The organism is Cytobacillus sp., assembly GCF_032154635.1.
In the GTDB taxonomy this organism is placed as follows: Bacteria; Bacillota; Bacilli; order Bacillales; family Cytobacillaceae; genus Cytobacillus.
Genome location: NZ_JALDXW010000002.1, coordinates 103,481 through 128,213 on the forward strand (window position 1 = coordinate 103,481; position 24,733 = coordinate 128,213).

At 37.3% G+C, this 24,733-nt stretch carries 27 protein-coding genes; all 27 read right to left on the reverse strand.

Annotation, left to right across the window (positions count from 1 at the left end; genetic code table 11):
* A complete protein-coding gene (locus tag RUH74_RS02425; protein ID WP_313798659.1) occupies positions 1-468 on the reverse strand; it encodes a chemotaxis protein CheW in 468 nt (155 codons plus the stop codon).
* A gap of 68 nt (positions 469-536) precedes the next feature.
* The gene (locus RUH74_RS02430) at positions 537-2,591 is read right to left on the reverse strand and encodes a chemotaxis protein CheA (RefSeq protein ID WP_313798660.1); all 2,055 of its coding nucleotides are present in this window, start codon (positions 2,589-2,591) and stop codon (positions 537-539) included.
* Positions 2,592-2,612: 21 nt separating this feature from the next.
* Positions 2,613-3,710 carry a protein-glutamate methylesterase/protein-glutamine glutaminase gene (locus RUH74_RS02435; protein WP_313798661.1) on the reverse strand — a complete coding sequence of 366 codons (1,098 nt, stop codon included), beginning with the start codon at positions 3,708-3,710 and terminating at the stop codon, positions 2,613-2,615.
* Between the two features lie 9 nt (positions 3,711-3,719).
* Positions 3,720-4,589, reverse strand: a complete 870-nt coding sequence (locus RUH74_RS02440) for a MinD/ParA family protein (RefSeq protein WP_313798662.1) — start codon at positions 4,587-4,589, stop codon at positions 3,720-3,722.
* A 1-nt stretch (position 4,590) separates the two neighbouring features.
* Positions 4,591-5,754 carry a flagellar biosynthesis GTPase FlhF gene (flhF, locus tag RUH74_RS02445; RefSeq protein WP_313798663.1) on the reverse strand — a complete coding sequence of 388 codons (1,164 nt, stop codon included), beginning with the start codon at positions 5,752-5,754 and terminating at the stop codon, positions 4,591-4,593.
* A complete protein-coding gene (flhA, locus tag RUH74_RS02450) occupies positions 5,751-7,787 on the reverse strand; it encodes a flagellar biosynthesis protein FlhA (RefSeq protein ID WP_313798664.1) in 2,037 nt (678 codons plus the stop codon). Before flhA ends, flhF begins: the two co-directional genes overlap by 4 nt.
* A gap of 63 nt (positions 7,788-7,850) precedes the next feature.
* Positions 7,851-8,936, reverse strand: a complete 1,086-nt coding sequence (gene flhB / locus RUH74_RS02455) for a flagellar biosynthesis protein FlhB (RefSeq protein ID WP_313798665.1) — start codon at positions 8,934-8,936, stop codon at positions 7,851-7,853.
* A 3-nt stretch (positions 8,937-8,939) separates the two neighbouring features.
* A complete protein-coding gene (gene fliR / locus RUH74_RS02460; RefSeq protein WP_313798666.1) occupies positions 8,940-9,716 on the reverse strand; it encodes a flagellar biosynthetic protein FliR in 777 nt (258 codons plus the stop codon).
* A gap of 4 nt (positions 9,717-9,720) precedes the next feature.
* Positions 9,721-9,990 (reverse strand): flagellar biosynthesis protein FliQ, encoded by a 270-nt coding sequence (gene fliQ, locus RUH74_RS02465; protein WP_313798667.1) that lies wholly within the window; start codon positions 9,988-9,990, stop codon positions 9,721-9,723.
* A gap of 18 nt (positions 9,991-10,008) precedes the next feature.
* Entirely contained in the window at positions 10,009-10,674 is a 666-nt protein-coding gene (gene fliP, locus RUH74_RS02470) for a flagellar type III secretion system pore protein FliP (protein WP_313798668.1), read from the reverse strand.
* Positions 10,671-11,333: a flagellar biosynthetic protein FliO gene (locus RUH74_RS02475; RefSeq protein ID WP_313798669.1), complete on the reverse strand. Its 663-nt coding sequence runs from the start codon at positions 11,331-11,333 to the stop codon at positions 10,671-10,673. The genes fliP and RUH74_RS02475 overlap by 4 nt, the downstream gene beginning before the upstream one ends.
* A gap of 28 nt (positions 11,334-11,361) precedes the next feature.
* Positions 11,362-11,724 carry a response regulator gene (locus tag RUH74_RS02480; protein ID WP_057763219.1) on the reverse strand — a complete coding sequence of 121 codons (363 nt, stop codon included), beginning with the start codon at positions 11,722-11,724 and terminating at the stop codon, positions 11,362-11,364.
* Between the two features lie 19 nt (positions 11,725-11,743).
* A complete protein-coding gene (fliY, locus tag RUH74_RS02485) occupies positions 11,744-13,030 on the reverse strand; it encodes a flagellar motor switch phosphatase FliY (protein WP_313798670.1) in 1,287 nt (428 codons plus the stop codon).
* A complete protein-coding gene (gene fliM, locus RUH74_RS02490) occupies positions 13,017-14,018 on the reverse strand; it encodes a flagellar motor switch protein FliM (protein WP_313798671.1) in 1,002 nt (333 codons plus the stop codon). The genes fliY and fliM overlap by 14 nt, the downstream gene beginning before the upstream one ends.
* 131 nt (positions 14,019-14,149) lie before the next feature.
* Positions 14,150-14,581, reverse strand: a complete 432-nt coding sequence (gene fliL, locus RUH74_RS02495; RefSeq protein ID WP_313798672.1) for a flagellar basal body-associated protein FliL — start codon at positions 14,579-14,581, stop codon at positions 14,150-14,152.
* Positions 14,571-14,792, reverse strand: coding sequence for a flagellar FlbD family protein (locus RUH74_RS02500; protein ID WP_313798837.1), 222 nt, complete (start codon positions 14,790-14,792; stop codon positions 14,571-14,573). The genes fliL and RUH74_RS02500 overlap by 11 nt, the downstream gene beginning before the upstream one ends.
* Positions 14,793-14,844: 52 nt before the next feature.
* Positions 14,845-16,044 (reverse strand): flagellar hook protein FlgE, encoded by a 1,200-nt coding sequence (locus RUH74_RS02505; RefSeq protein WP_313798673.1) that lies wholly within the window; start codon positions 16,042-16,044, stop codon positions 14,845-14,847.
* An 81-nt stretch (positions 16,045-16,125) separates the two neighbouring features.
* A complete protein-coding gene (locus RUH74_RS02510) occupies positions 16,126-16,515 on the reverse strand; it encodes a TIGR02530 family flagellar biosynthesis protein (RefSeq protein ID WP_313798674.1) in 390 nt (129 codons plus the stop codon).
* Between the two features lie 18 nt (positions 16,516-16,533).
* Positions 16,534-17,169: a flagellar hook assembly protein FlgD gene (flgD, locus tag RUH74_RS02515; protein WP_313798675.1), complete on the reverse strand. Its 636-nt coding sequence runs from the start codon at positions 17,167-17,169 to the stop codon at positions 16,534-16,536.
* Between the two features lie 12 nt (positions 17,170-17,181).
* On the reverse strand, positions 17,182-18,474 hold the full coding sequence (locus tag RUH74_RS02520) for a flagellar hook-length control protein FliK (RefSeq protein WP_313798676.1): 1,293 nt from the start codon (positions 18,472-18,474) through the stop codon (positions 17,182-17,184).
* A gap of 30 nt (positions 18,475-18,504) precedes the next feature.
* On the reverse strand, positions 18,505-19,107 hold the full coding sequence (locus RUH74_RS02525) for a MotE family protein (protein WP_313798677.1): 603 nt from the start codon (positions 19,105-19,107) through the stop codon (positions 18,505-18,507).
* 8 nt (positions 19,108-19,115) lie between these two features.
* Positions 19,116-19,559 (reverse strand): flagellar export protein FliJ, encoded by a 444-nt coding sequence (gene fliJ, locus RUH74_RS02530; RefSeq protein ID WP_313798678.1) that lies wholly within the window; start codon positions 19,557-19,559, stop codon positions 19,116-19,118.
* Positions 19,560-19,564: 5 nt separating this feature from the next.
* Positions 19,565-20,881, reverse strand: a complete 1,317-nt coding sequence (gene fliI, locus RUH74_RS02535) for a flagellar protein export ATPase FliI (RefSeq protein ID WP_313798679.1) — start codon at positions 20,879-20,881, stop codon at positions 19,565-19,567.
* 3 nt (positions 20,882-20,884) lie between these two features.
* On the reverse strand, positions 20,885-21,661 hold the full coding sequence (fliH, locus tag RUH74_RS02540) for a flagellar assembly protein FliH (protein WP_313798680.1): 777 nt from the start codon (positions 21,659-21,661) through the stop codon (positions 20,885-20,887).
* Complete coding sequence (gene fliG, locus RUH74_RS02545) at positions 21,645-22,661, reverse strand: flagellar motor switch protein FliG (RefSeq protein WP_313798681.1); 1,017 nt, start codon at positions 22,659-22,661, stop codon at positions 21,645-21,647. The genes fliH and fliG overlap by 17 nt, the downstream gene beginning before the upstream one ends.
* Before the next feature lie 12 nt (positions 22,662-22,673).
* Complete coding sequence (gene fliF, locus RUH74_RS02550; RefSeq protein WP_313798682.1) at positions 22,674-24,260, reverse strand: flagellar basal-body MS-ring/collar protein FliF; 1,587 nt, start codon at positions 24,258-24,260, stop codon at positions 22,674-22,676.
* A 157-nt stretch (positions 24,261-24,417) separates the two neighbouring features.
* Positions 24,418-24,729 (reverse strand): flagellar hook-basal body complex protein FliE, encoded by a 312-nt coding sequence (fliE, locus tag RUH74_RS02555; RefSeq protein WP_313798683.1) that lies wholly within the window; start codon positions 24,727-24,729, stop codon positions 24,418-24,420.
* Positions 24,730-24,733: the final 4 nt, after the last annotated feature.

Consider the following 24,733-nt stretch of genomic DNA (forward strand, 5'->3'; position numbering starts at 1 on the left):
TTAACCTTCATTTCTAGAAGAGCTAAATTGTTCCGTGTCCAATATCATTTCTAAATCAATGAGAATCAATAATCTTTTGCCAATTTTTGCAACACCATTAATATATTCAACTTCTTTTATCCCAACTACTTCAGGTGGTGGCTCGATTGAAGCAACAGGAATATCAATCACATCATTAGCCAAATCTACAATAAAACCCACTTCTAAGTCATTAACAGAAACAATTATCACCCGAGTACTATCTGTGAAATTCTCTTCTTCAAGACCAAATCTGCTTCGAAGATCGATGATTGGTGTAATCACACCACGAAGATTAATTACACCTTTAATAAATTTTTCTGTTCGCGGAACCCTTGTGATATGCTCAACCTTTTCAATCCCTTGAACATGATTAACTGGAATTGCGTATTCTTTGTCCTTTAATTGGAAAACGATTAATTTTATATCTGCAGCTAAAGTATCAGCCATAAGTGTTCACCCCATAACTTGACTGTCAAAAACTTTTATAGAAAGCACATGAAGTTTCGACACTCAGTTTACTTAATTAATGCATTACAATCAACAATCAAGGCAACTTGTCCATTTCCTAAAATCGTTGCACCGGAGATTGCAAACACATTTGTTAAATAGTTACCTAAGGATTTTAAAACAACTTCTTGTTGTCCAATAAATGAATCAACAACTAATCCTGCCATTTTATCCCCTTTTCTAACAATTACAACCGAGTAAAACTCATCATCTTCTTTAACGAGAGGTACTTCAAAGATATCTTTTAAGAATAAAAGTGGGACCACTTTTCCTCTGAAATCAATTACTCTCTGATTATGTGCGTTTAGAATTTCTTCCTTATTCACAATCGCTGTCTCTATAATAGAAGATAGAGGAATGGCAAACTTTTCATTTTGAATTTCTGTTAACATTACAGAAATAATTGATAGAGTGAGAGGCAATTGGATTGAGAATACAGATCCTTGGCCTAAGCGTGACTCAATTGAAATCGTTCCGCCTAAAGATTCAATCGTACTTTTTACAACGTCTAATCCAACACCACGGCCGGAAACATCTGATATTTTTTCCGCAGTTGAAAAGCCAGATGCTAAAATTAACTCATATACTTGACTATCTGTCATTGATGCTGCAGCTTGCTCAGTAACTATCCCTTTACTTAACGCCTTTGCTAGAACTTTATCCCTACTAATTCCAGCACCATCGTCCTCAATCTCAATAAATACATGATTGCCGCTGTGGTAAGCCTTAAGTACTACTGTACCTTCCTCTGGCTTTCCATTTGCTTTTCTCACTTCCGGTGTCTCGACGCCATGGTCTAGCGCATTCCTAATTAAATGGACAAGAGGATCACCGATTTCATCAATCACTGTTCGATCAAGTTCTGTTTCTGCACCAATTATTTCAAGATTGATTTTCTTATTTAAATCTCGAGCCAATTGCCGAACCATTCTTGGGAAGCGATTAAAGACGGTTTCAACAGGAACCATTCTCATATTTAAAATGATATTCTGTAAATCGCCTGTTACCCTTGTCATTCGCTCCACTGTTTCATGCAATTCCTGATTGCTTAAATCTCTTGAAATTTGTTCTAATCGCCCTCTATCAATAACTAATTCTTCAAACAAATTCATTAAGATATCTAATCTTTCAATATTTACCCTAATCGTTTTACTGCTTGAATGTTTAGTTGATGAAGCTGCTTTCTTTTCCTCTTGATTGTTTGGTGTGTCTACATGTTTCACCATTTCATTTGCTGCTGTTTCATTATTATCCGTCGTTTGAATGATCTCCACTTCTTCCTCATATTGGCGAAGCACTTCTAGGGAGATTGGATTGACATCTACCTTTTCAACCTCAGAGACCTTCATTAATTTCTTTTGAATATCATCTTTCATTTCCTTAGAAACAATTGTTACCGTGAACTCATGATCAAATTGTTCTTCTTCAAGCTGATCAACAGTTGGATTTGACTTTATGACCTCACCGATCTTTTCTAATATTTCAAAAATCATAAACACTCTTGCTGCTTTTAATAGGCAGTCTTCTCTTAATGCAACTGTAATCTCAAACGTATCAAAGCCTTGTTCTTTTGATTGCTGAAGAACAGTAAATTCAAACTCATCATACTGACTTTTTGCCGCATGTAAAGGTTCTGCAACTGAAGCAGCAACCTCTGATTTAGCCTCAGCATGTACAGGGCTTTCTCCTTTTTCAATAAGCAAAAGTTTCTCTACAACATGGGAGACATCTCGTTTTCCATCTCCTCCATCTGCAATTGATTGCACCATTGCTTCAAGGTCGTCAACCGCAAGAAAAACTACATCCAATATCTCTGGGTTGAATTTAATCTTATGATTACGAATAGCATCAAGCACATTCTCCATTTGATGGGTAAGTTTCGCTAAATCCTCATACCCCATCGTCGCAGACATCCCTTTTAATGTATGGGCAGAACGGAAAATTTCATTTACAATCGTAATATCCTCCGGATTCTTCTCCAATTCAAGAAGCTGTTCATTACATGCCTGCAAATGTTCTTTACTTTCTTCTATAAATACTTCTAAATATTGATTCATATCCATGTGGCCCACACCCCTTAAGCATTAAACATATTTCAAAATTGTTTGTGCTATATTCTCTACATCTTGTATTTCGTCAACTAAATTAGTGGCTATTGCGGCTTTAGGCATTCCAAATACGATAGAGGTTTCCTGAGACTCAGCAATTGCAGTCACTGACCCATCTTTCTTTAAAGCGACTAACCCTTTTGAGCCATCTGATCCCATCCCAGTCATGATCACTGCTATCTTCTTATATTGGCTTACTTCGCTTACTGATTCAAACAAGACATCAACAGCTGGTCTATGCCCATTTCTTGCTTCTGATTGATCAAGGGAGATGACTAAATTTTGTCCTACTTGTTTCGTTCTCATATGATAGCCGCCTGGTGCAATATAGGCAGTCCCTTTCTGTACAACTTCCCCATCGCTTGCTTCTCTTACGGAAATAGCACATAGTGTATCTAACCTTGTTGCTAAAGATTTTGTAAATCCTGCAGGCATGTGCTGAACAATAAGTACAGCAGAATCAATGCTAGCTGGCAACCGAGTAAGAACATTTTGAAGAGCCCTTGGTCCACCTGTGGAAGTACCTATACATATTATTTTCTGTGATGGACTCAGCCTTTTAGTCGCAGGTCTATTTACATAAGATTCTTTCTTTGGTTCTATTTTACTATAACTTTCAGCCTGAGTAGTAGATAAATATTTATCTGATGATAATTTTATCAGTTGCTTAAGGTTTACTTTGCTAGCAGATAGTACCTTCCGAACTAGTTCTTCCTTAATTTTATGTAAATCAAGTGATATCGCACCTGAAGGCTTGGCGATAAAATCAATCGCACCCGATTGAATTGCCGCTATTGTATTTTCCGCTCCCTCTTTCGTTGTGCTTGACAGCATGATGACTGGAACGGGACTATCCTTCATAATAATTTTTAACGCCTCAATACCATTTAAAACGGGCATTTCAACATCCATCGTGATTACATCTGGTTTTAATTCTTTCAACTTATCTATGCCATCTTTACCATTTCTTGCTGAACCAACAACATGAATTCGTGGATCCTCAGATAAAAAATCAGAAATAAGTTTTCTCATAAAGGCCGAATCATCCACTACCAGCACATTAACTTTCGACATGCCGATCCCCTACCTTTCAAAGAGAAATTTCTTTAGTTTCGATACAAAATGAAGTGAACTATTTGAAGGCGATTCCTGTGAGAATTGTTTTTGTAAATACTTATTCAAAATTTCCTTTAATGCCTTCGAAGCTTGCGCTTTTTCACTATAAAGGATAAATGGAACTTGACTTCTTACTGCTTGCTGAATAATTCGGTCATCTGGGACTGTGCCAAGACAAATAATCTCTCGATCAAGAAAACTTTTTACAACCTTTGAGAGACGGGTAAATGTCTGATGTCCTTCCTTTACAGATTGAACTCGGTTAATGACTACATAAAATGGAATCGTAGAGTCCATTAAATGTATATGTTTCATCATCGCATAAGCATCTGTCATTGCTGTTGGTTCCGGGGTTGTAATGACAACGATTTCTTGAACAGACAGGATAAATTTTAAAGTCCCATCCGTAACTCCAGCACCCATATCAAAAATGACATAGTCATATTCTTTAAAAATTACTGCTAGTTCTTTAACAAATTTATCAACTATCTCTACATCAAGTCCCACTAAATGAGAAAGTCCAGATCCACCTGCAATATATTTTAGCCCTTTAGGACCATCCATTACTGCATCTTTCAAAGTACTAGTGCCTTCAAAAAAGTCAACAATGGAGATTTCAGATGTTTTTCCCATTAAAATGTCAAGATTGCCCATCCCCATATCCATATCAAACAATAATACTTTATTCCCTTTTGAGGCTAGCGAAATGGAAAAGCTCAATGAAAGATTAGACTTCCCTACTCCCCCTTTTCCACTTACAACTGCCATTGTTTTAGGGGGTTTCTCCTCTGCTGCTATCTTAAGTTTTACTCTTAATTCTTCAGCTTGATCTTTCATCCTATTCGACCCCAATAATCGACTTCGCTATTTTAGTTGGAGTAACAGCTATCATATCATCTGGAACATTTTGACCGTTTGTCATGTATGCTACACCCTTGTTGTATTTATTAATCATGTTATACATTGCTCCATAGCTTGATGTTTCATCTGCTTTTGTAAAAATAAACTTATCAATTTCAATGCTTGAAAACTGGGTAAATATATCTTGCATATCTCTTTGCTTTGCTGTTAATGAAAGAACTAAATAGGTGTCCATTTCATTATCAAAATCAATCAGCATTTTTAAATCTTCCACATATTGCTTATTTCTAAAGTTTCTACCTGCTGTATCAATAAGAACAAGATCAAATTCTTTAAAGGTCTGTACTGCCTTTTTAAAGTCATCCATTGTATAACAAACCTCTAAAGGAACATTTAGTATCTTTGCATATGTTTTTAGCTGATCAATCGCAGCAATTCTATATGTGTCTGTCGTAATAAAAGCCACTTTTTTCTTATGTGTGATTACACATTCGCCAGCAATCTTCGCAAGTGTTGTCGTTTTTCCGACACCAGTTGGCCCGACAACATTGATATATTTCTTAGTAAAAGAAATTCCCCCAAATGAAATATTCGAAATACGTTTAACCATTTCTTTTTCAAGCCAAGCGTATACCTGTTCAATGGATGCACTTGCCCCCTCCACATACCATTTCTCAAGCAAAGAGCTTAAGAGAGACTCCTGAATGGATGGATCAATTTCTTGTTCCTTTAAAAGTCTATCCATCAGTTGAAGGGGGGCAGGGTAAGATGGTGCTGCACTTTCCGATTCTAAGGGCAGACGTTTTAATAATGCTTTCAGCTCATTTAATTCTTTTATTATTTCGTCTGAAGATTTTTGTTCAACAGGACTTGCATCCTGATGAACCTTCTTCCCCACTTCATCATTTCGTTCTATATTAGGTAGAATCATTGGCTTTTGCTTCACCGTTGGTTTTTGCTGATATTTTGGCTTCGGGTCAACCGCCGCAATGACCTCTATCGTACGCTTTTTAAATAAACCCAAAAATCCTCCTTTGTGAACTATTTTTGAATTTAAAATGACTGCATCGTTGCCTAGCTCAGCCCGTATTTGCTTCATTGCTTCTGCCATATTGGCTGCAACATATTTTTTTACCTTCAATCTACATTCACCACCCCAACACTTTGTATCTCTACGTTTGCCTCAAGCTCGTTATAAGATAAAATTGGTATTTGTGGAAAATAACGCTCTGTTAATTGTCTTACATACATTCTGACAGCAGGAGAACATAAGACAATAGGTGTTTGTTCAATTAGTGATAGTTGTTCCACTTGTGATGCGATTGATTCTAATATTCCCTGTGATACAGTCGGATCTATTGAAAGGTAATTGCCATGCTCTGTTTGTTGAATTCCGTCTGCAATCAGCTTCTCCACTTTCCCAGAAAGCGTTACTACTTTTAACGAGTCACCTGATTGTGAGAATTGGTTCGTTATTTGCCGCGCCAATGCTTGGCGAACATACTCTGTTAGCAAATCGGTATCGCTTGTTACTTTTCCAAAATCAGCTAACGTTTCAAAGATAATCGGCAAATTACGAACAGAAACATTTTCTTTTAACAGCTTTGCAAGAACCTTCTGTACTTCTCCTACTGATAGAGGATTTGGTGTAACCTCCTCCACCAAAATAGGATAACTTTCATTTAAATGATCGATTAGCTGTTTAGTTTCTTGTCGACCAAGCAGCTCATGAGCATTTCCTTTGATCACCTCAGTAATATGGGTAGACACTACAGATGGCGGGTCTACAACTGTATAGCCAAATATTTCAGCCTGTTCCTTCATATCCTCCGTTATCCACTTTGCTGGCAGTCCAAAAGAAGGTTCAACTGTATCAATTCCATCAATTGAATCCTCTTCCATTCCAGGACTCATTGCCAAGTAATGATCAAGCAAAAGCTCTCCTCTGGCCATTTCATTCCCTTTGATTTTCAATCGATACTCGTTAGGCTGAAGCTGGATATTATCACGTATCCTGACAACTGGGATGACTAGACCGAGTTCAATTGCAAGCTGTCTCCTAATCATCACAATTCGATCGAGAAGGTCGCCGCCCTGATTGGCATCGGCAAGCGGAATAAGACCATAACCAAATTCAAACTCAATAGGGTCAACATTCAATAAACTAACAACACTCTCAGGACTTTTCATTTCTCCTGTTTCAATTTCTTCCTCTAATTCCTGCAGCTGGTCTTTATCAGGCTCAGGCGTTCGAGAAATCATATATCCGCCAAACCCTAGCAGAGCTGCAATTGGGAATGTAAGAAAATTACTAATTGGTGTAAACAGCCCCAGTAAAAAAATTGTAGCTCCTGTAACATAAAGCATCTTTGGAAATGCAAATAATTGAGCAGTGATATCTGTTCCAAGATTTCCATCAGATGCTGCTCTCGTAACAACAATACCTGTCGCAGTTGAAATCAGCAGTGCGGGAATTTGACTGACAAGACCATCACCAACCGTTAATAATGAAAAATGAGTTGCAGCATCACCAAAGGATAATCCTAACTGCATCATCCCGATGACGATTCCGAAAATTAAATTGATAATGACGATTATAATTCCTGCAATTGCATCCCCTTTTACAAATTTACTTGCACCGTCCATCGAACCATAGAAATCAGCTTCTCTGCTTACCTTTTCACGACGTTCCCGTGCTTGCTGCTCTGAAATCATACCGGCATTTAGATCAGCATCAATACTCATCTGCTTTCCTGGCATTGCATCCAGCGTAAATCTCGCAGCAACTTCTGAGACTCGCTCAGCACCTTTAGTAATAACGATAAACTGAATAATAATCAAAATTAAAAACACAACAAGACCAACAATGATATTTCCCCCAACAACGAAGGTACCAAATGTGTGAACGACCCCTCCAGCTTCTCCTGTTGAAAGGATTGAACGCGTTGTGGAAACATTCAAACCGAGTCTAAATAATGTCAATAATAGCAATAGTGATGGAAAAATGGAGAATTCAAGTGGCTCTCGCATGTTCATCGTTGTAAGTAAAACTAGCAGCGCTAAAGTAATATTTATTAGAATGAGTATACTTAGCAGCCATGTTGGAAATGGGATAATTAACATTGCAACTATTAAGATTACACTTACCAAAACCGATAAGTCTCTTGCTGACATCTATTTCCTCTCCTCGCAGCAGGCTTCCATTTTAAAACTTAGGAAACTATGAAACTTCAATAATTAGATTTTCTTCTTTGTTCTATATACATAGGCAAGAATTTCAGCGACGGCTTTGAAAAATTCCTCTGGAATCGCATCGCCAATATCTGCCTGGCTATATAAAGCTCTCGCAAGAGGCCTGTTTTCAACAGTAATAATATCTTTTTCCTTCGCAATTAATTTAATTTTTTGAGCAACAAAATCTACGCCCTTTGCGACAACATACGGTGCATCCGATTTTGTTTCATCATATTTTAAAGCTACAGCATAGTGGGTTGGGTTTGTAATGACAACGTCTGCATTTGGAACCTCCTGCATCATTCGTCTCATTGCCATTTCCCGCTGCCTTTGCTTTATTTTTGATTTAATGAGGGGATCCCCTTCAATATTTTTATACTCATCTTTAATATCCTGTTTTGACATTCGGATATTCTTTTCAAAATCATATTTTTGATAAAGATAGTCTAGCAATGATAGAAACAATAACACTACTGAAGCAAATAACCCCATCTTTATTGTTAAGTTTCCTATCGTCTCTAATGCTGCACCAACAGATTTTTGTGACAAAATTAATATTTCATCTATATTGCCCCATAAAACCATAAATGTAACAAGGCCAACAAACCCTATTTTCAGCATAGACTTTAGTAGTTCAACAATTGCTCTAAGCGCAAAAATACGTTTGAAGCCTTTGATTGGGTCCAGCTTTTCAAGTTTCGGCTGAATGACTTCCGTCGAAAATAAAAAGCCAACTTGCATATAATTGGAGGCTACCCCTGCAATTAAAGCTACAAACATAATCGGCCCTAAAAGGAGGACAAGCTCTTTTAAAATAGAAAGAAAAACCGACTGAACATTCGCTTCCGTTAAGTCTGTAAGCATAAATTCTTGAAAGCTATGCCTCATCAAATACAAAACGATATCTTTCATATAAGAGCCTGCAAATAAGAAAAAGAGAAAAACGGCAAGCAAACTTATGGCCGTATTCACATCTTGGCTTTTGGCTACTTGCCCTTTTTTACGAGAATCCTGCCTCTTTTTTGGGGTTGCTTTTTCTGTTTTTTCGCCTGAAAAAAGCTGTAAATCTAAACTCAACAATCGTTTCATCTGCTATGCTCCCCCAATTATGTCCATGAGACCGCGCATCGTATTTAACATCATTTCAAATAAATGTGATACAGCAAACAGCATCACACTCATTACAGCAATAAGCACGAGGAAACTCACTCCTATTTTCAAAGGAAGTCCAACAACAAAGACATTTAGCTGTGGAACCGTTCTCGCTACAATTCCTAAAGCTATATCGACTAAAAAAAGACTTCCGACAACAGGAATCGACATTTGAAAAGCAATAATGAACATCGAATTAAATGCTTTAATTACATATTCAACCATATTTTCATTCCCGAAAGGAATCCATGGCTGATCTATTGGAATAAATTCGTAACTGTAAAAGACTCCATCTAGCAAAAGATGATGGCCGTTTACTGTCAGTAAAAAAAACAACCCTATTGTATATAAATATTGACCCATTAAAGGACTTTGTGCACCCGTTTGCGGGTCGATCACATTTGCAATCGCAAATCCCATTTGAAAATCAATAAAACCGCCAGCAATTTGTATAGCAGATAAAATTAAATAAGCAATAAATCCAATTAATAAACCAACAAGCGCTTCTTTTATAATTAATAAAAAATAAGTATGATCAATTTCAAGTGTTGGTGCATCAAGTGTAATTACCATTATTACTGCCATAAAAAAGCCTAATCCGATTTTTGCCGCTGCTGGAATGGAGCGATATGAAAAAAGGGGCATCATCAGAAAAAAAGATGTTACCCTCACAAACACTAGTAAAAAGTTCGGAAAAGCGGGTATTAAATCTACCATATCATCAACCCACAAACCTCGTTAAGTTTGAAAAAATTTCACCTGCATAGGAGAGCATATGGCTTAGCATCCATGGTCCAAAAAAAACGATTCCAACTAAAACTGCAACAATTTTTGGAATGAATGCTAATGTTTGCTCTTGAATTTGCGTTGTAGCCTGAAAAATACTGACAATTAATCCGACAACGAGTGCAAGCAGTAATAGTGGTCCACAAATCATTAACACAGTCATAATGCCTCGTTCTGCAATTGAAATAACTGTTTCTGGAGTCATCTTTATTCATTCACCTGCTTAAAAACTTTGTAAAAGAGATTTTACGACGAGATACCATCCATCAACAAGGACAAATAATAAAATTTTAAATGGCAGCGAAATCATTACTGGGGGCAACATCATCATCCCCATTGACATAAGGATACTTGCCACAACCATGTCAATCACTAGGAAGGGTATAAATATCATAAATCCAATTTGGAAAGCTGTCTTTATTTCACTAATAGCAAAAGCTGGCACTAGTGAAGTTAATGGAATATCTTCAACCGATTTCGGCGGGTCTGCCTTGGAATACTCTAGAAACAACGCTAAATCTTTTTGTCTCGTATGGGCACTCATAAACTCTTTAAAAGGAACAGAAGCTTTCTCATAAGCCTGTTCTAAATTAATTTCTTCATTAAAAAGTGGTGTTAATGCTTCTTCATTTACCTGTTGCAATGTTGGAGCCATGATAAAAAAGGTTAAAAATAAAGATAATCCAATTAATACTTGATTTGGAGGCATTTGCTGCGTAGCAAGCGCCGTTCTGACAAAGGAGAGAACAATGACAATTCTTGTAAAACAAGTCATTAATATGAGAATACTAGGTGCTAATGACAGGACAGTCAGCATTAAAACCAATTTTACGGATGTCGAAACATTTTCAGGCGAACTGTTATTAAAAAACTCCATAAATTCATTCATCGCTCGTCTGATCCTTTCTTCTCCATTTCGTCAAATAATTTCTGCCTGTCTGTTGTTATTTTTTCTAACTGTTGTTTAAGCAATGATTGAAAATGGTTCCCTTTGTTTTCTTTTGATTGATTCACTTTTCTTCTTTGAAGTACCTTTGTCACAATATCGCTTGGTTGAACAAGCTGTTCCATTTTATCATTGTATTCCGTAATAATTTGACTGCATTCCTCAGAGTCAGTAAGTTCTTTTAACAACTGAATGTTTTCCCCAACACCTACGACCAAGATACGATTACCTACCTTTATAAGCTGCACAGATCGGTTCGTACCAAGTGCAGTGCCACCCAAATTTTCAATGAGTCTGCTGCTTTTATACGATTTACTTCTCTTATTAATAAACTTAAGTAAGAAATAGAGGAGAGCAACAACAAAAACTGTCGCAAGAATCATTTTAATTATGTCCCACGCATGAATACCAACTTTTGTAGACTCAACCTTTCCTTGAACTTCCTTTTTTTGGGGAGCTTGTTCATCTCCACAAGCATCTGGTTGTTCTATGCAATCTTTCACACTATTGTTCAATTGCTCTGCATAGGCTGGTGCTTCCAAGCCCAGCAGAGCAATTCCTATAATAAGCAGCAAAAGAAAAGTCCGATTAACATATTGCAATATACTGCACCCTCTAATCAATAGATTATTATCCTAAAGTTTTCGAGATTGCTTCAATAACACGATCAGCCTGGAAAGGTTTAACAATAAAATCCTTTGCACCAGCCTGTATGGCATCAATAACCATTGCCTGCTGACCCATTGCAGAGCACATAAGTACTTTTGCATTTGGATTAATTTTCTTTATTTCTTTTAATGCTGTAATCCCGTCCATCTCAGGCATGGTAATATCCATTGTTACTAAATCTGGTTGAAATTCTTTATATTTCTCTACAGCTTGAACGCCGTCAGCAGCTTCCCCAACTACTTCATACCCATTTTTTGTAAGAATATCTTTAATCATCATTCTCATGAATGCTGCATCATCAACAATTAATATTTTTTGCGCCATTTCTCTTTACCCCCATGAATTATCTAAGTTTTTTTAAACGATCACTTTGACTAATAATATCCGTAACCCTTACTCCAAAGTTCTCGTCAATAACTACGACTTCACCTTGGGCAATTAGACGGTTATTTACAAGAATATCAACCGGCTCACCTGCTAGTTTATCGAGTTCAATAATGGAGCCCGCTGATAGCTCAAGAATTTCCTTTACCGATCGTTTTGTTCTGCCAAGCTCAACCGTAACCTGTAGTGGAATATCAAGAAGCATATTTAAATTCTTTGATTCAGACTCTTGCAGGTGAACAGGCTCAAAGTTTGAAAAGACTGCAGGCTGTACATTCGCCTTTGGACCTTCAGGAAATGCTGAACCAAAATGCTGTGGTCCACTTTGGTGACCTGTTTGCTGATAGGACTGCTGATATGCCGCTTGCTGATTCCCAGGTGATGGATGCTGTTGGTAGCCTCCTTGTGGATACACAGGTTCATGCTGCACGTTTTGCGGCTGACTGTAGCCCTGCACTTCAGGCTGTTTATCAAATGCAAATTCTGGCTGTGTGTGTGATGAATTTGCTGGAGTGTTCACTTTATCCTTTACACTGGAATCATTCGATTCACCACCACCAGGATTCAACAATTCTTCAACCAAACCTTTTGCAAAATGAAGCGGCAATAGCTGCATAATATTTGAATCTATTAAATCACCAATTTTTAGTCGGAATGATATTTTCACTAAAATATCATCATCAGGAATTTTATCGGTTCCTTCCCCTTCTTGTACATCTAACATATCAATCATAGGAGGAGAAATATCTACCTTCTTGCTAAATATAGTCGACATTGAAGTTGCTGCAGAACCCATCATTTGGTTCATTGCTTCCTGAACTGCGCTTAACTGGATTTCGCCCATTAATTCAGAAGGATTCCTTCCATCCCCACCCAGCATTAAATCAGCAATAATGGCCGCATCCTCTTGCTTAATCACTAATAAATTACTTCCATGAAATCCTTCTGTATAACTAACTTGAATAGCAACATATGGATGCGGGAATTCCTCTTGTAATTTTTTTTGTGAGATGACAGTTACTGTCGGCGTTGTAATATCTACTTTTTGATTTAGTAAGGTAGATAAAGCTGTAGCTGAGCTGCCAAATGAAATATTTCCGATTTCTCCTAAAGCGTCTTCTTCCATACTTGAAAGATAATCTTCAACAGTAAAGGAATCATCCATTATTTCTTCAGTATCCTCATCATCTCCACCACGTAATAGAGCATCGATTTCATCTTGTGATAGCATATCACCGCTCATCATCGACGTCTCCCCCTTTCACTATATCCAACACTTGAATGGCTAGTTTCTTGTTTACTTTTCCTGGTTGTCCAATAAATTTCGGAATATCTCCAACTTTAATAATGAGCGGTTGTTCAATTTGCTTATTCAGCTCAATAACATCCCCTATATCTAGCATTAAGAAGTCTTGGATGCTAATTTCAGAATTTCCAAGTTCGCTGACAATTGGAACTTCTGCACTTTGAATGTGTTTCTCTAATCTTTCTATTTCTTCCGGCACGCGATCTTTTTTATCCGTCTGCATCCAATAATGGACGGAAAGCTTAGGAATAATAGGTTCAAGAACAACATGCGGAATACAAATATTCATCATGCCGCTTGTTTCTCCAATGGTTGTATTTAATGAGATAACAACAACCGTTTCATTTGGTGAAACCATTTGCAAAAATTGCGGATTCACTTCAAAATCCATTAGCTGTGGTTCCATATCAACAATAGTGCTCCAAGCTTCTAAATAATTTTCAAATGCACGTTCAAACGTATTGGACATAATCTTTGTTTCAATCTCGGTTAAGTTTTCGACATTATTAACGCTTGTCCCTTTCCCGCCCATCATTCGATCCATTAATGCATACGCGATGTTCGGATTGACCTCCATTAGGATCCTGCCATCTAAAGGCGGCACATCAAACACATTTAATATGGTCATTTTAGGAATGGAACGAATAAATTCTTCGTATGGAATTTGGTCAGCAGATGCCACCGTAATTTGTACATACGTTCTTAATTGAGCAGAAAAAAATGTCGTCAAAAGCCGCGCAAAATTATCATGGATTCTTGTTAAACTCCTAATTTGATCTTTTGAAAATCTTAGCGCTCGTTTGAAATCATACACTTTTACTTTTTTCTCAGTTTGTTCCTTCTTCAATTCGTCTGCATCCATCTCGCCTGTAGATAATGCAGACAACAGGGCATCTATTTCATTTTGTGATAAAACTTCCCCAGACACGTTCCCTCACCTCCAGTAAAAAACTATGGCTCATTTTGCTAATGCTGTGACTGTTCATTATTTTGTTTATATTGTAAAGTCATGCAACATCATCTCAGAAAAAGAGCAATCAATTAAATCGATACTATTTGCTATTGGAGGAGAGATTCGGTGATATAGACCTCTTCTACCTTACCCTTTTGCATGAGGCCATTTATTTTCCCTTTTAATGCCTCTTTTAACTTCAATTGACCTCCTTTTCCCTGTATATCTTCAGCGGTCATTTCTGATAGCTCTTGGATAATAATATCCTTTACTTGAAAATCTCTTTTCTCTAATTCTTCTTTTGCCTTTTTGTTATCTGTTTGAATCTTGAAAGAAATACGAATAAAATCATTGCTTGCTAAGTTGGTAGTTAGCTGTGGAACATCAACAGACGCTTCCAAAACTTCATCGATCGATGGTTCTTTTGAACCGGACTCATCATTATTAAGCTGCTTGACAACAATAACTGCAACAGCACCAACTAGGGTAATGGCAACAAGCATAATTATCATAATCATTACAAGCTTATTATTCTTCATCTTCATCTTCCCCCACATGCTGATGCCCTAGAAGGCTTACAGATTGATAGAAATCTTTTACTCGCTGTATAACGATCTCCTCCGTCTCCTTCACAACATATTTCCGCCCATTCGTGAGTGTAATAGTTGTATCCGGAAACGTTTCAACCGTTTCGATAAAAACAGCATTCAATACAAATGCTTTCCCGTTTAAACGCGTTACCTTAATCACTGTATGTTCAGGACTAAAAGGCAAAGCCTCTTAGCCCTGTCCCTCCCTTAGCCTATCGTTTTAAGTTAACTAACTCTTGCAGGATTTCGTCTGATGTTGTAATTATTCGTGTGTTGGCTTGGAAACCACGTTGAGTAACAATCATTTCAGTAAATTCCTCAGAAAGATCAACGTTGGACATTTCTAAGGAACCTGCTGCAATTGATCCTCTACCACTACCAGGAACATTAATATTTGCAGTCCCTGAGTTAATTGTTTCTTGGAATAAGTTATTCCCCGCCTTTAAAAGTCCTGAAGTATTACTGAATTTTGCCAATGCAATTGTTCCAAGGCTTCTAATCTGTCCATTTGAATACACACCATTTACTTCACCAGTAGGACCAATATTAAAACTTTCTAATTTTCCGGATAAATTCCCATTAGGATTAGCTTGTGCTGTGATTGAATCTCCGTCTTGTTTAAGTTTATCAACATTAATTTTAGCAGTTCCTGCATCTGTTAACTCGAGTGTTGATAAATCTATATCAGCAGGTGCAGTATATGTTTTATTTGTTGCATCATATGCTAATGTAACTGTTATACTCGCTTTTGGATCAGTTGTAGATTTTTGATTTGTAATCTTAACTTCCCAAGTCCCAGAATCATTGACAACATATTGATAGTCTAGAGTATGTTCAACACCTTTTTCATCAACAATTTTCATCTGTTGAACATCACTGGCTGCACCAGGTTTTAAAGTCGTCGGATCTGGCAAACTACCATTTAAATTTATTTCATTAGTTGCTAGTGCAGGTAATGTAGCATTCACATTCACTACAATATCTTCAAGTACCCCAGATTTATATGCTTGTACTTTAAGACCATCCGAATTTACAAGAGTTCCGTTATCATCAACATAAAAATTTCCTGCTCGAGTATACAAAACCTGATCACCTTGTTTAACTACAAAATAACCATCTCCATCAATTCCCAAATCAAGAGCACGACCGGTTGACTGTAAACTTGATCCGGTATGAATGGTATCAATAGTTGCTAATGCTGAGCCAAGGCCAATTTGCATCGGGTTTGTTCCACCACGATTGTCTGTTGCTGCACTTGCCCCAGCAACCATTTGGTTCATCGTGTCCTTAAAAGTAACACGACCTTTTTTAAAGCCATATGTGTTTACGTTAGCAATATTATTACCAATTACGTCTAGTTTTGTTTGGAAGTTCTTCATTCCGCTTATTCCTGAGTACATTGAACGTAGCATTTATAAGTTACTCCTCTCTTATACGGCCTGCTTCGATCATTCGGCAAGCCATGGCTTCCTTTTGCAGGTCCAGCCATCTTTTTATTGGTCTAACAGTATTGTGCCATTGATATTCGTGAAAATTTGTGTTCGGGCTTCTTCCCGATCCATTGCCGTGATCACTGTATTATTTTTTGCGCTGACAATTAATGCTGCATCCTTTAGTAATACAAGTGATTCCTTTACACCCTTATTTTTTGCTTCTTGAACTTTTTCTTCAATCTGATTCCATCGCGCTTCATTAATATGTATCCCTCTTTGCAGCAGGCGCTCTTTTGCATGTTTACTTACAGTTAACTTACTGTCAGTCTGTAATGCATGTTGAAAATGGACAGAAAATTTATTGTTCGATTGATAGGTCTGATTGACCGATGTTGCTTTGGGTTTAATAACGGCCTTTGATTGAATCGGATGAAACATCATTTTATCCATTCAATCACTTCCTTGTTTTTATTCAATTTTTGTAATTTGTGAGGAAGAGATTGTTTTTCCACCTTCTAGTTCAAAGACTGTTTTTCCATCCTTAAATGATACAGATATAACTTTTGCAGAACTTTCTTTTTTATCTTCACCTATGAAAGTAACTTTCTTACCGATCATCATACTTGCCTGAACCATCGCATTTTCTTTTGATGTTTCATTGATTTGAGAAATATTTGCTGGTTCTAACTTTGTTCCATCATCAAGAATAAAAACCACACTATTATCCTTAAATTGAACTGAGGCCACTCGACCTGTTCCTTCTTCAATCACAGGATCCTTCCCCTGCTCCTTTGACGGAGTAATTTTATGCCAAGTGATATCTTTTCCGACAAATTGATTATAGGCAATAATTTGGCTTTGCTCTTGAACCTTTACAAAATTCTCCATTGTTTTCCCCATGTTTGTAATTTGCTCTAAAGTGGAGAAAGTTGCCATCTGTGCAATAAAGTCTTTATCCTGCATGGGATTCGTTGGATCTTGATTTTGAAGCTGTACCATTAAGATTTTCAGAAAATCATCTTTTCCTAGTATGTCTGAACCTGTTTTTCGCTGTTTTTGCTGATAGTCAGATAACAGCAGCGATGAATCAATTGTATTTGTCATTTCGCATCCCACCTACGCTTCCGTATTAAGAAGTGCTTCTTCAAATGAGTGTGTAAAATTATCATTTGATTGCTGTTCCTTTTGTTCTTCCCTTGGCTGCTGTCTTTCCTGCCCATGCTGCTGTTCTCTATTAAAGGTCCGGTCCTGCCCTGTAAACTGTTGAGAGATTTCCACTCTTTCAATTTGAATATTTTGTGAACTAAACGCCTGCTTTAATCCATTAAGCTGTGATTCCATCATATCTTTTGCCGTAGATGTAGATGTTAGGATTCTAGCAATAATCATTGAATCCTTTTGAATTAGTTCTACTCGAAGTGCACCTAAATGCTCAGGATTTAATTTGATGAAAAGCTTCTGTGTGCCGCCATTCGTCATAAATTTACTTCTAGAGAGAATAGATTCAAACTGTTCTATCAACTGTTCTGCCGTTACAGGTCTTTGTGTATTCGTCATCAGCGTTAATTGCTCAGGCTTTGAAAGCTGCTGAAAATGAAGAAATCCTGGATGAACACTATCTGTTTTAGTCAATGTCGTAGTTACTTTTTCACCGCTGATTTCCGTACTAACAGGCGGCACTGGAGTTTTACTGTTCATTTCCTGAACAACGTTATTGAACGTCTTTTGTAAATACTCTTCTCTTGCCGCTGGCGCTTGAGCATTTAATTTAAGTTCCAGCTTGTCTTTTATGCTTTTTATTAAATCTTTTAATCTTGTTTCATTGCCGTATGAATCCTGTTGGGCTGCTATTAGATCAAATAGCTTTACTGCCTTCATTCCTTGTGCAAGATCTTTATCTGGTACGAGATTTACATTTTGTTGTATTTGCAGGGATGAAATCAATTGTAATAACGAAAAAATCGCTTCATTTACATCATCTTTTGAAGGACCTCCGTCAGCCTGTTTTAATAAATCATTATCAATTACATTTTCATCAGAAGAAGTCAATTGCTTGTAAAGATTCGTTAACAGCTGTAAAAGTTCTTCAGCAGAAACATTTAATTGTTCTTGGATAAGAGATACAGCATCAACGTCATTTTGAAGCATTGTTTTTCCTAACAGTTCACTTCCATTTTCAAGCTCAAGGATATCATTCATTTGCAAAAACTGAACAAGTCCAGCAAGTTCATCACTTGTGAGTTCATTTACCTGCTCCATAACTCCCAGACTATCTGACGACTGAGGAGTTCCAGCCATCATATTAGTAAATAGCATTGAAAACCCATTTGCATTTTTTCCTGCAGTTGCTGAATTCCCGCCTGCCGCTGAAATAAGAGAATTGATGGTTCCTAAGCTTCCTATTTCCACTTTTTTCACCTCCCTTCATTGAAAAAACAGTTATTCACTCTCTTCGACTTTTGCTGATAAAAGCTCCGTATATCTTGCTGCTTCCTCAGGCTCCATATTCTCCATAATTTTTGCAAGCGTATCTGATTTAAGATTTGAAAGTATCTGTAATGCTTCTGTTTCGCTCATTTGTGAAAGAATGGGAGCTGCCTTTTTTGCCGAGATTGTTTCGTATGTTTTGAGAATATCCTTAAATGCTCGTTTGTTCTCTTCTTTCATCGCAGTCAGTTCATCGATTTCTGCTTGAAGCTGCTCCTTTTCAAGATCAGCTCTGGAAATTTCTTGATCCTTACTCTCTAATTCCGATTCAAGCTTTGTAATCTTAGCTTCACGATCCTTAATTTCCGCCTCAAGTTCGATCATTTTTGTTTCAATATCTTTTGCTGAGTCGGAATCATCATCCGAAATTGCAGATGAAATGAATGGGATTTTTTGCCCATATTCCTTTGTTAGCTCAAAAACATTGTAACCAAGAATTGTCATCACAATTAGGGCGACCGTTACGGTAAATAACAGCGGAATAAGGACAACAAATATGAAGCTTTGAAACTTTGATGTTTTTTTTGATTCTAATTCTTCTGCAACTTTATCCACGCTATCACCTAACTTCCCCGACTCATAAATTGCTGGATCGAGATATCATCCATTTGTTTGCCTTCTAACTGTTTCATATTTTCAGTGAAATTCGTAAAGTCTTTTTCTTTAATCTTTTCATATTTCTTTACTTCCATATTCTTTTCCATCAGTTTTTCTTGGTAAAAATTCATATGATTTCTAGCATTAATCACAATTTGTTGATAATGATTAATTGTTTTTTCAAGATTATAAATAAAATGCTGATGGTGCCTCATTTCTTGAACAGGTATTCCATTTACAAGCCTTTCGGATTGGTAGCTTTCAAGATCTTCTTTTTTCTTAAGAAGGCCATATAACTTTTCTGCAGCCTCTTCGAATTTTCTGACTGCCTGATTATACACATTAAAGGCTTCATCTTTTTCTCTTTCTTTTATAGAAAGGATTTTTTCGAATTTATATTGGTACTGCACAAAAGTTACTCTCCTTTCCCAATTAGACTATATAATTGCTGAATACTTTCCTGAAATGAAATCTTTTCATGTGTCGCCTGTTTTAAGAACGTAATAATCTCGGGGTAAAGTCTGATTGCTTCATCAATATCCATAGAGGAGCCTTTCTTGTATGCTCCAATATTAATTAAATCTTCGGAGTTTATATACGTACTTAATACTTCCCTTAATTTCTCCGCCGATTTTATATGATTTTCATCGACAATATTATTCATGACCCTGCTAACACTTTTCAGTACATTGACAGCAGGATATTGACCTTTATTTGCTAAAGCACGATCAAGAACAAAGTGACCGTCCAATATGCCACGAACCGTATCCGCAATTGGCTCATTCATATCATCGCCATCAACTAAAACTGTATATATGGCAGTAATCGAGCCTTTTTCATTTGTTCCGGTTCTTTCCAATAGCTTAGGAAGAATAGCAAAAACAGAGGGTGTGTATCCCTTTGTCGTTGGTGGCTCGCCAATTGCAAGACCTACTTCCCTTTGGGCCATTGCCACCCTTGTAACAGAATCCATCATCATCATGACATTCAAGCCTTTATCACGGAAATATTCCGCAATTGCTGTAGCCGTGAATGCGCCTTTTATTCTCATTAGTGCAGGCTGATCTGAAGTGGCAACGATCACAATTGATCGGCTTAAGCCCTCTGGTCCAAGATCCTTTTCAATGAATTCCCGAACTTCTCTTCCACGTTCTCCAATCAGTGCAATGACATTTAAATCTGCCGTTGTATTTCTTGCTATCATTCCAAGCAATGTACTTTTCCCAACACCACTTCCCGCAAATATCCCAACACGTTGGCCAATGCCAATGGTTAAAAGACTGTCGATCATGCGCACCCCGACTTCAATTGGTGAAGAAATCGGAGGTCTTTGTAGCGGGTTTGGCGGATCTTGGTCTGTTGGTACGGAAGAAAGTCCTTTTGGCAATGCTGAACCATCTAGTGGCTGGCCAATCGAATCAAGAACTGAGCCAATTAACCCGGCACCTACTTTTATTTCTAATGGTTTAGAAGTAGCTTCAACTAAGCTGCCTGGGGCAATATCATTGATCGTTGTATAAGGCATTAGAATGACATTTTCATCCTTGAACCCTACTACTTCTGCCTTTATAATTCTTTTCCGTTTTTGCCCTACATGAATATAGCAAACGTCCCCAATGGAGCTTTCTGGCCCTTGGGATTCGATCATCAGTCCAACAACCCTTTTCACTCGCCCATAACGTTTAAATGTATCCAATTGGTCAATTTCTTCAATTAAATCAGCGAGTTCCATTTCTTATTCACCCTCTAGCAATTCGATAAGCTTTTGCTTTATTTCTTCTAGCTGACTATCAATGCTCGCGTCAATTCTTCCATTTTCAGACTCTATGAAACAGCTTGTTTCAGATAAATCATCATCTGGATAAATATAAAAATTAATATCCTTTGGAAATAATGCCATAATTTCATCTTTATTTGCCAAAAGAAAATCGTAATGCACAGGGTGTACATGAAGCTGAACTTCCTTATTATCTCTTGCTTCTTTTAATGCTCGCTTTACAATGGATATAAATTCTTCTTCATTCTCCTGCAATTTTTTTCCGAGAATTTTACTAGCAACCTTTACTCCAAGCTCAAGGATTGTTCTTTCAGAAGAATCTACATGCATACGATAATCCCTTTTTGCTGATTCAACTACATCCCGTGCCGATTGAATGATCTCGTGCACCTCATTGTATCCTTGCTGGCGTCCTTCTTCTAAACCTTGTGTAAAACCAATTTTGCGTGACTGTTCAACTATTTCTATCTTTTCAATTTCAAATGCTTGTCTCTCTTCTTCCACTCGATCAAGAAGATTTTTGGCTTCAATCTGAGCATTGCCAATTATAGATTCGGCTTGCAATTCCGCTTCGCTCATCATTGTTTGTATATGTTTTTCTGTCTCGGCTGGTGTGTATTCCGTGTCTTCTTTCGGATTCAACGGTTCAAGAACTTTTATGGATATAATTCTCTCTTCACTCTGTACTGGAGGTGCCCATCCAGTTGCTTTGATGAGCCTAGACAATAATATCATCTCCTCCGCCACGGGCAACAACAATCTCTCCAGCTTCCTCTAGACGACGGATAATCGCAACAATTCTTGATTGTGCCTCCTCCACATCGCGAAGCCTTACAGGTCCCATAAATTCCATTTCATCTTTAAAGGTTTCAGCCATACGAGAAGACATATTTTTGAAGATGATATCTTTTACTTCATCGCTAGAAACTTTAAGTGAAAGCATTAAATCTTCGCTCTCACAATCACGAATAACTCGTTGAATTGCACGGTTATCAAGCGTAACAATATCTTCAAATACAAACATTCTCTTCTTAATTTCCTCTGCCAATTCTGGATCTTGTATCTCTAATGCATCCAAAATAGTACGCTCTGTTGAACGGTCTACACCATTAAGAACATCAACAACCGCTTCAATACCACCCGTTTGTGTGTAATCCTGCGTAACAGTTGCTGAAAGTTTTCTTTCGAGTATTTGTTCAACTTCATTAATAATTTCCGGGGAGGTACTATCCATCACAGCAATCCTACGAGCAATATCCGCTTGCATTTCCTGTGGAAGCTCTGACAAAATCTGCCCCGCCTGGGCCGCATCCAGATAGGATAAAATTAATGCTATCGTTTGCGGATGCTCGTTCTGGATAAAGTTCAAGATTTGTGCTGGGTCCGCTTTTCTTGCAAAATCAAATGGCCTAACTTGTAAGGATGAGGTCAATCGATTAATAATAATGGCTGCTTGCTCATTTCCCAAAGCTTTTTCAAGAACTGTTTTTGCATAACCAATCCCGCCCTGAGAAATATAATCCTGCGCTAAAGCAATATTGTGGAATTCCTCAAGAATTTCTTCCTTAGCCTGTGATTCGACCTTACGCACGCCCGATATCTCTAAAGTTAGTTTCTCAATCTCTTCCTCACTTAAATGTTTATAAACAGAAGAGGCCACCTCAGGACCAAGGGAAATTAAAAGAATGGCTGCTTTTTGCTTACCCGTTAATTCTTTTTGATCTCTTTTTGCCACTATTCATTCCCCCTAATCTTCAGCAATCCATGTACGTAACAGTTTTGCAAAGTCCTCTGGTTTTTCTTTAGCCATTTTCTCTAACTGTTTCTTTCTCATGGTGCTCTCTGTTTCATGTTCTTCGTTTACGTCAGGTACATGTAAAAGTTCCTCTTGAATAATACTTTCTTCTTCTTCTCTCGCACGTTTCTTTTTTGCCCTAATAAATAGGAAGATAAGCAGTGCGATAATCACTAATAGAACGCCGCCTACAATGTATGCCCATAAAGGAAGAACAGGCTTTGTTTCATCTGGAAACTCAACTTTTCCATTGAAAGGCTGAACAGAGACAACAACTTTTTCATTTATATCCTCTTCTGTAAGTTCCCCGCCATTAGCTTGCTTATCAATCGTTGTCCGTACAATTGTTCCAAGGATTTTTGTTATATCATCAATTCTTTCCTGCGGAAGCTCTCCATCTTTAGGAGGATTTACCATTACTTGAATCCCTAAATCCCTTACCTTATATGGACTTTCAACAATTTCCTTACGGATTTTATTTACTTCATTATTAATAGTTTCTTCAATTCGTTCATAATCCCCATTTGCTCCATTTCCTTCAAGATAACTAGAACCAAGCGCATCGCTAGGATCTTCCCCCTGAGGAATTCCTCCAACTGCATCCCCATTCCCTGTAAAAGTTTCTGTAATTTTATGCGCACTAATCGCAATGCCTTCCATATCTTCTTCATTTACAGGTGTGACAAGATTCTCTTCTCTGTTTTCCTGAGTAAAATCAATATCTGTTGATACAGACACAACTACATTTCCTGGCCCCATCAAAGTACCAAGCATACTCTGTACTTGGCGCTGAACATCTTTTTCAATTTGCTTTTTTATTTCATGTTGTGTCGCAAATGTAGATCCAGACTGAGAGTTTTCATTTTTTTCTAAATCAAAATACTCAAAATTTTGATTCATTATGACGATATTATCAGTAGGTAAGTTAGGAATACTTTTTGATGCTAAATGATACAATGCTTTTACTTGCGAATCTTCAAACTCGTAACCTGGTTTTGTATTTAAGATAATGGACGCAGAAGCTTCTTCAGAAGGGTCGCTAACGAAAATACCTTTCTCAGGTAAATTAATCATCACTTTCGCATCCTGTACGCCATCAATCCCCTTCATTAGATTAGCTAGTTCAGATTGCATGGCATCCAGTTTTAAAACGTTAAATTCATTTTCTGTCATACCAATACCAGCATTTTGGCTGAAAAAGGAGTAATCAATGCTGCCCGATTTCGGAATGCCCTCAGCAGCTAGTTCTACTTTTAGAGTATCCACTACTTTTTCTGGTACTTTTATTGTTGATCCGCCATCAGTAATTTCAGATTGTATTCCTCTACCATCTAAGTTCTCTTTTATTGTGCCTGTTTCAGATGGAGACAGATTGCTATAAAGTGGTACAAGCGTTGTTCTTGTAGAAAAATAGGAAATTAGTGCAATTAATACAATTAATAAAAGAGCGGAACCAAAAAGCATTATTTTCTGCTTTTTGGTTCGGCTGCTAAAATATTCTTTCACTTTATCTTTATATTTTAGAAACGATTCTTTCATCTTAATCCCCCGGTTATTCTGTCTCATATTAGGCTTTCTAATAACCGCAAATTATTAGTTTTCAGCTTTATTCAAGAAACCTATAATTGCTCTTTTTCCATTTATGACTCAGCTTAGTTTCGATAAGTTTGCAAAAATCTAGACTAAAGCTCTTCCATTAAACTTGCATTCTCATTGTCTCTTGGTATGCTTCAATCACTTTATTTCGAATTTCTAATGTTGCTTGCATAGTTATACTTGCCTTTTGAGAAGCAATCATTACTTGATGCAAATCAATATTTTCTCCATTTACAAGCTTTTCAGTCATTTTATCAGATTGAATTTGTTGTTCATTCACTTTTTCAATTGATTCCTTCAACATGGAAGCAAAACTTTTTTGTGCTTCGTAAGGTGTATTTGTATGAACCCTATTTTCTGTTTGAGGTTTTAATACGTGAGCTGCCGATGTAACTGACCCAATATTTATCATTTAT

Coding starts and splice junctions, on each gene's coding strand:
- RUH74_RS02425 (WP_313798659.1), bottom strand. CDS start 468: ATGGCTGATACTTTAGCTGCAGATATAAAATTAATCGTTTTCCAATTA.
- RUH74_RS02430 (WP_313798660.1), bottom strand. CDS start 2,591: ATGGATATGAATCAATATTTAGAAGTATTTATAGAAGAAAGTAAAGAA.
- RUH74_RS02435 (WP_313798661.1), bottom strand. CDS start 3,710: ATGTCGAAAGTTAATGTGCTGGTAGTGGATGATTCGGCCTTTATGAGA.
- RUH74_RS02440 (WP_313798662.1), bottom strand. CDS start 4,589: ATGAAAGATCAAGCTGAAGAATTAAGAGTAAAACTTAAGATAGCAGCA.
- flhA (WP_313798664.1), bottom strand. CDS start 7,787: ATGTCAGCAAGAGACTTATCGGTTTTGGTAAGTGTAATCTTAATAGTT.
- flhB (WP_313798665.1), bottom strand. CDS start 8,936: ATGAAACGATTGTTGAGTTTAGATTTACAGCTTTTTTCAGGCGAAAAA.
- fliR (WP_313798666.1), bottom strand. CDS start 9,716: ATGGTAGATTTAATACCCGCTTTTCCGAACTTTTTACTAGTGTTTGTG.
- fliQ (WP_313798667.1), bottom strand. CDS start 9,990: ATGACTCCAGAAACAGTTATTTCAATTGCAGAACGAGGCATTATGACT.
- fliP (WP_313798668.1), bottom strand. CDS start 10,674: ATGAATGAATTTATGGAGTTTTTTAATAACAGTTCGCCTGAAAATGTT.
- RUH74_RS02480 (WP_057763219.1), bottom strand. CDS start 11,724: ATGGCGCAAAAAATATTAATTGTTGATGATGCAGCATTCATGAGAATG.
- fliY (WP_313798670.1), bottom strand. CDS start 13,030: ATGATGAGCGGTGATATGCTATCACAAGATGAAATCGATGCTCTATTA.
- fliL (WP_313798672.1), bottom strand. CDS start 14,581: ATGAAGAATAATAAGCTTGTAATGATTATGATAATTATGCTTGTTGCC.
- RUH74_RS02505 (WP_313798673.1), bottom strand. CDS start 16,044: ATGCTACGTTCAATGTACTCAGGAATAAGCGGAATGAAGAACTTCCAA.
- RUH74_RS02510 (WP_313798674.1), bottom strand. CDS start 16,515: ATGGATAAAATGATGTTTCATCCGATTCAATCAAAGGCCGTTATTAAA.
- flgD (WP_313798675.1), bottom strand. CDS start 17,169: ATGACAAATACAATTGATTCATCGCTGCTGTTATCTGACTATCAGCAA.
- fliI (WP_313798679.1), bottom strand. CDS start 20,881: ATGGAACTCGCTGATTTAATTGAAGAAATTGACCAATTGGATACATTT.
- fliH (WP_313798680.1), bottom strand. CDS start 21,661: ATGATATTATTGTCTAGGCTCATCAAAGCAACTGGATGGGCACCTCCA.
- fliF (WP_313798682.1), bottom strand. CDS start 24,260: ATGAAAGAATCGTTTCTAAAATATAAAGATAAAGTGAAAGAATATTTT.
- fliE (WP_313798683.1), bottom strand. CDS start 24,729: ATGATAAATATTGGGTCAGTTACATCGGCAGCTCACGTATTAAAACCT.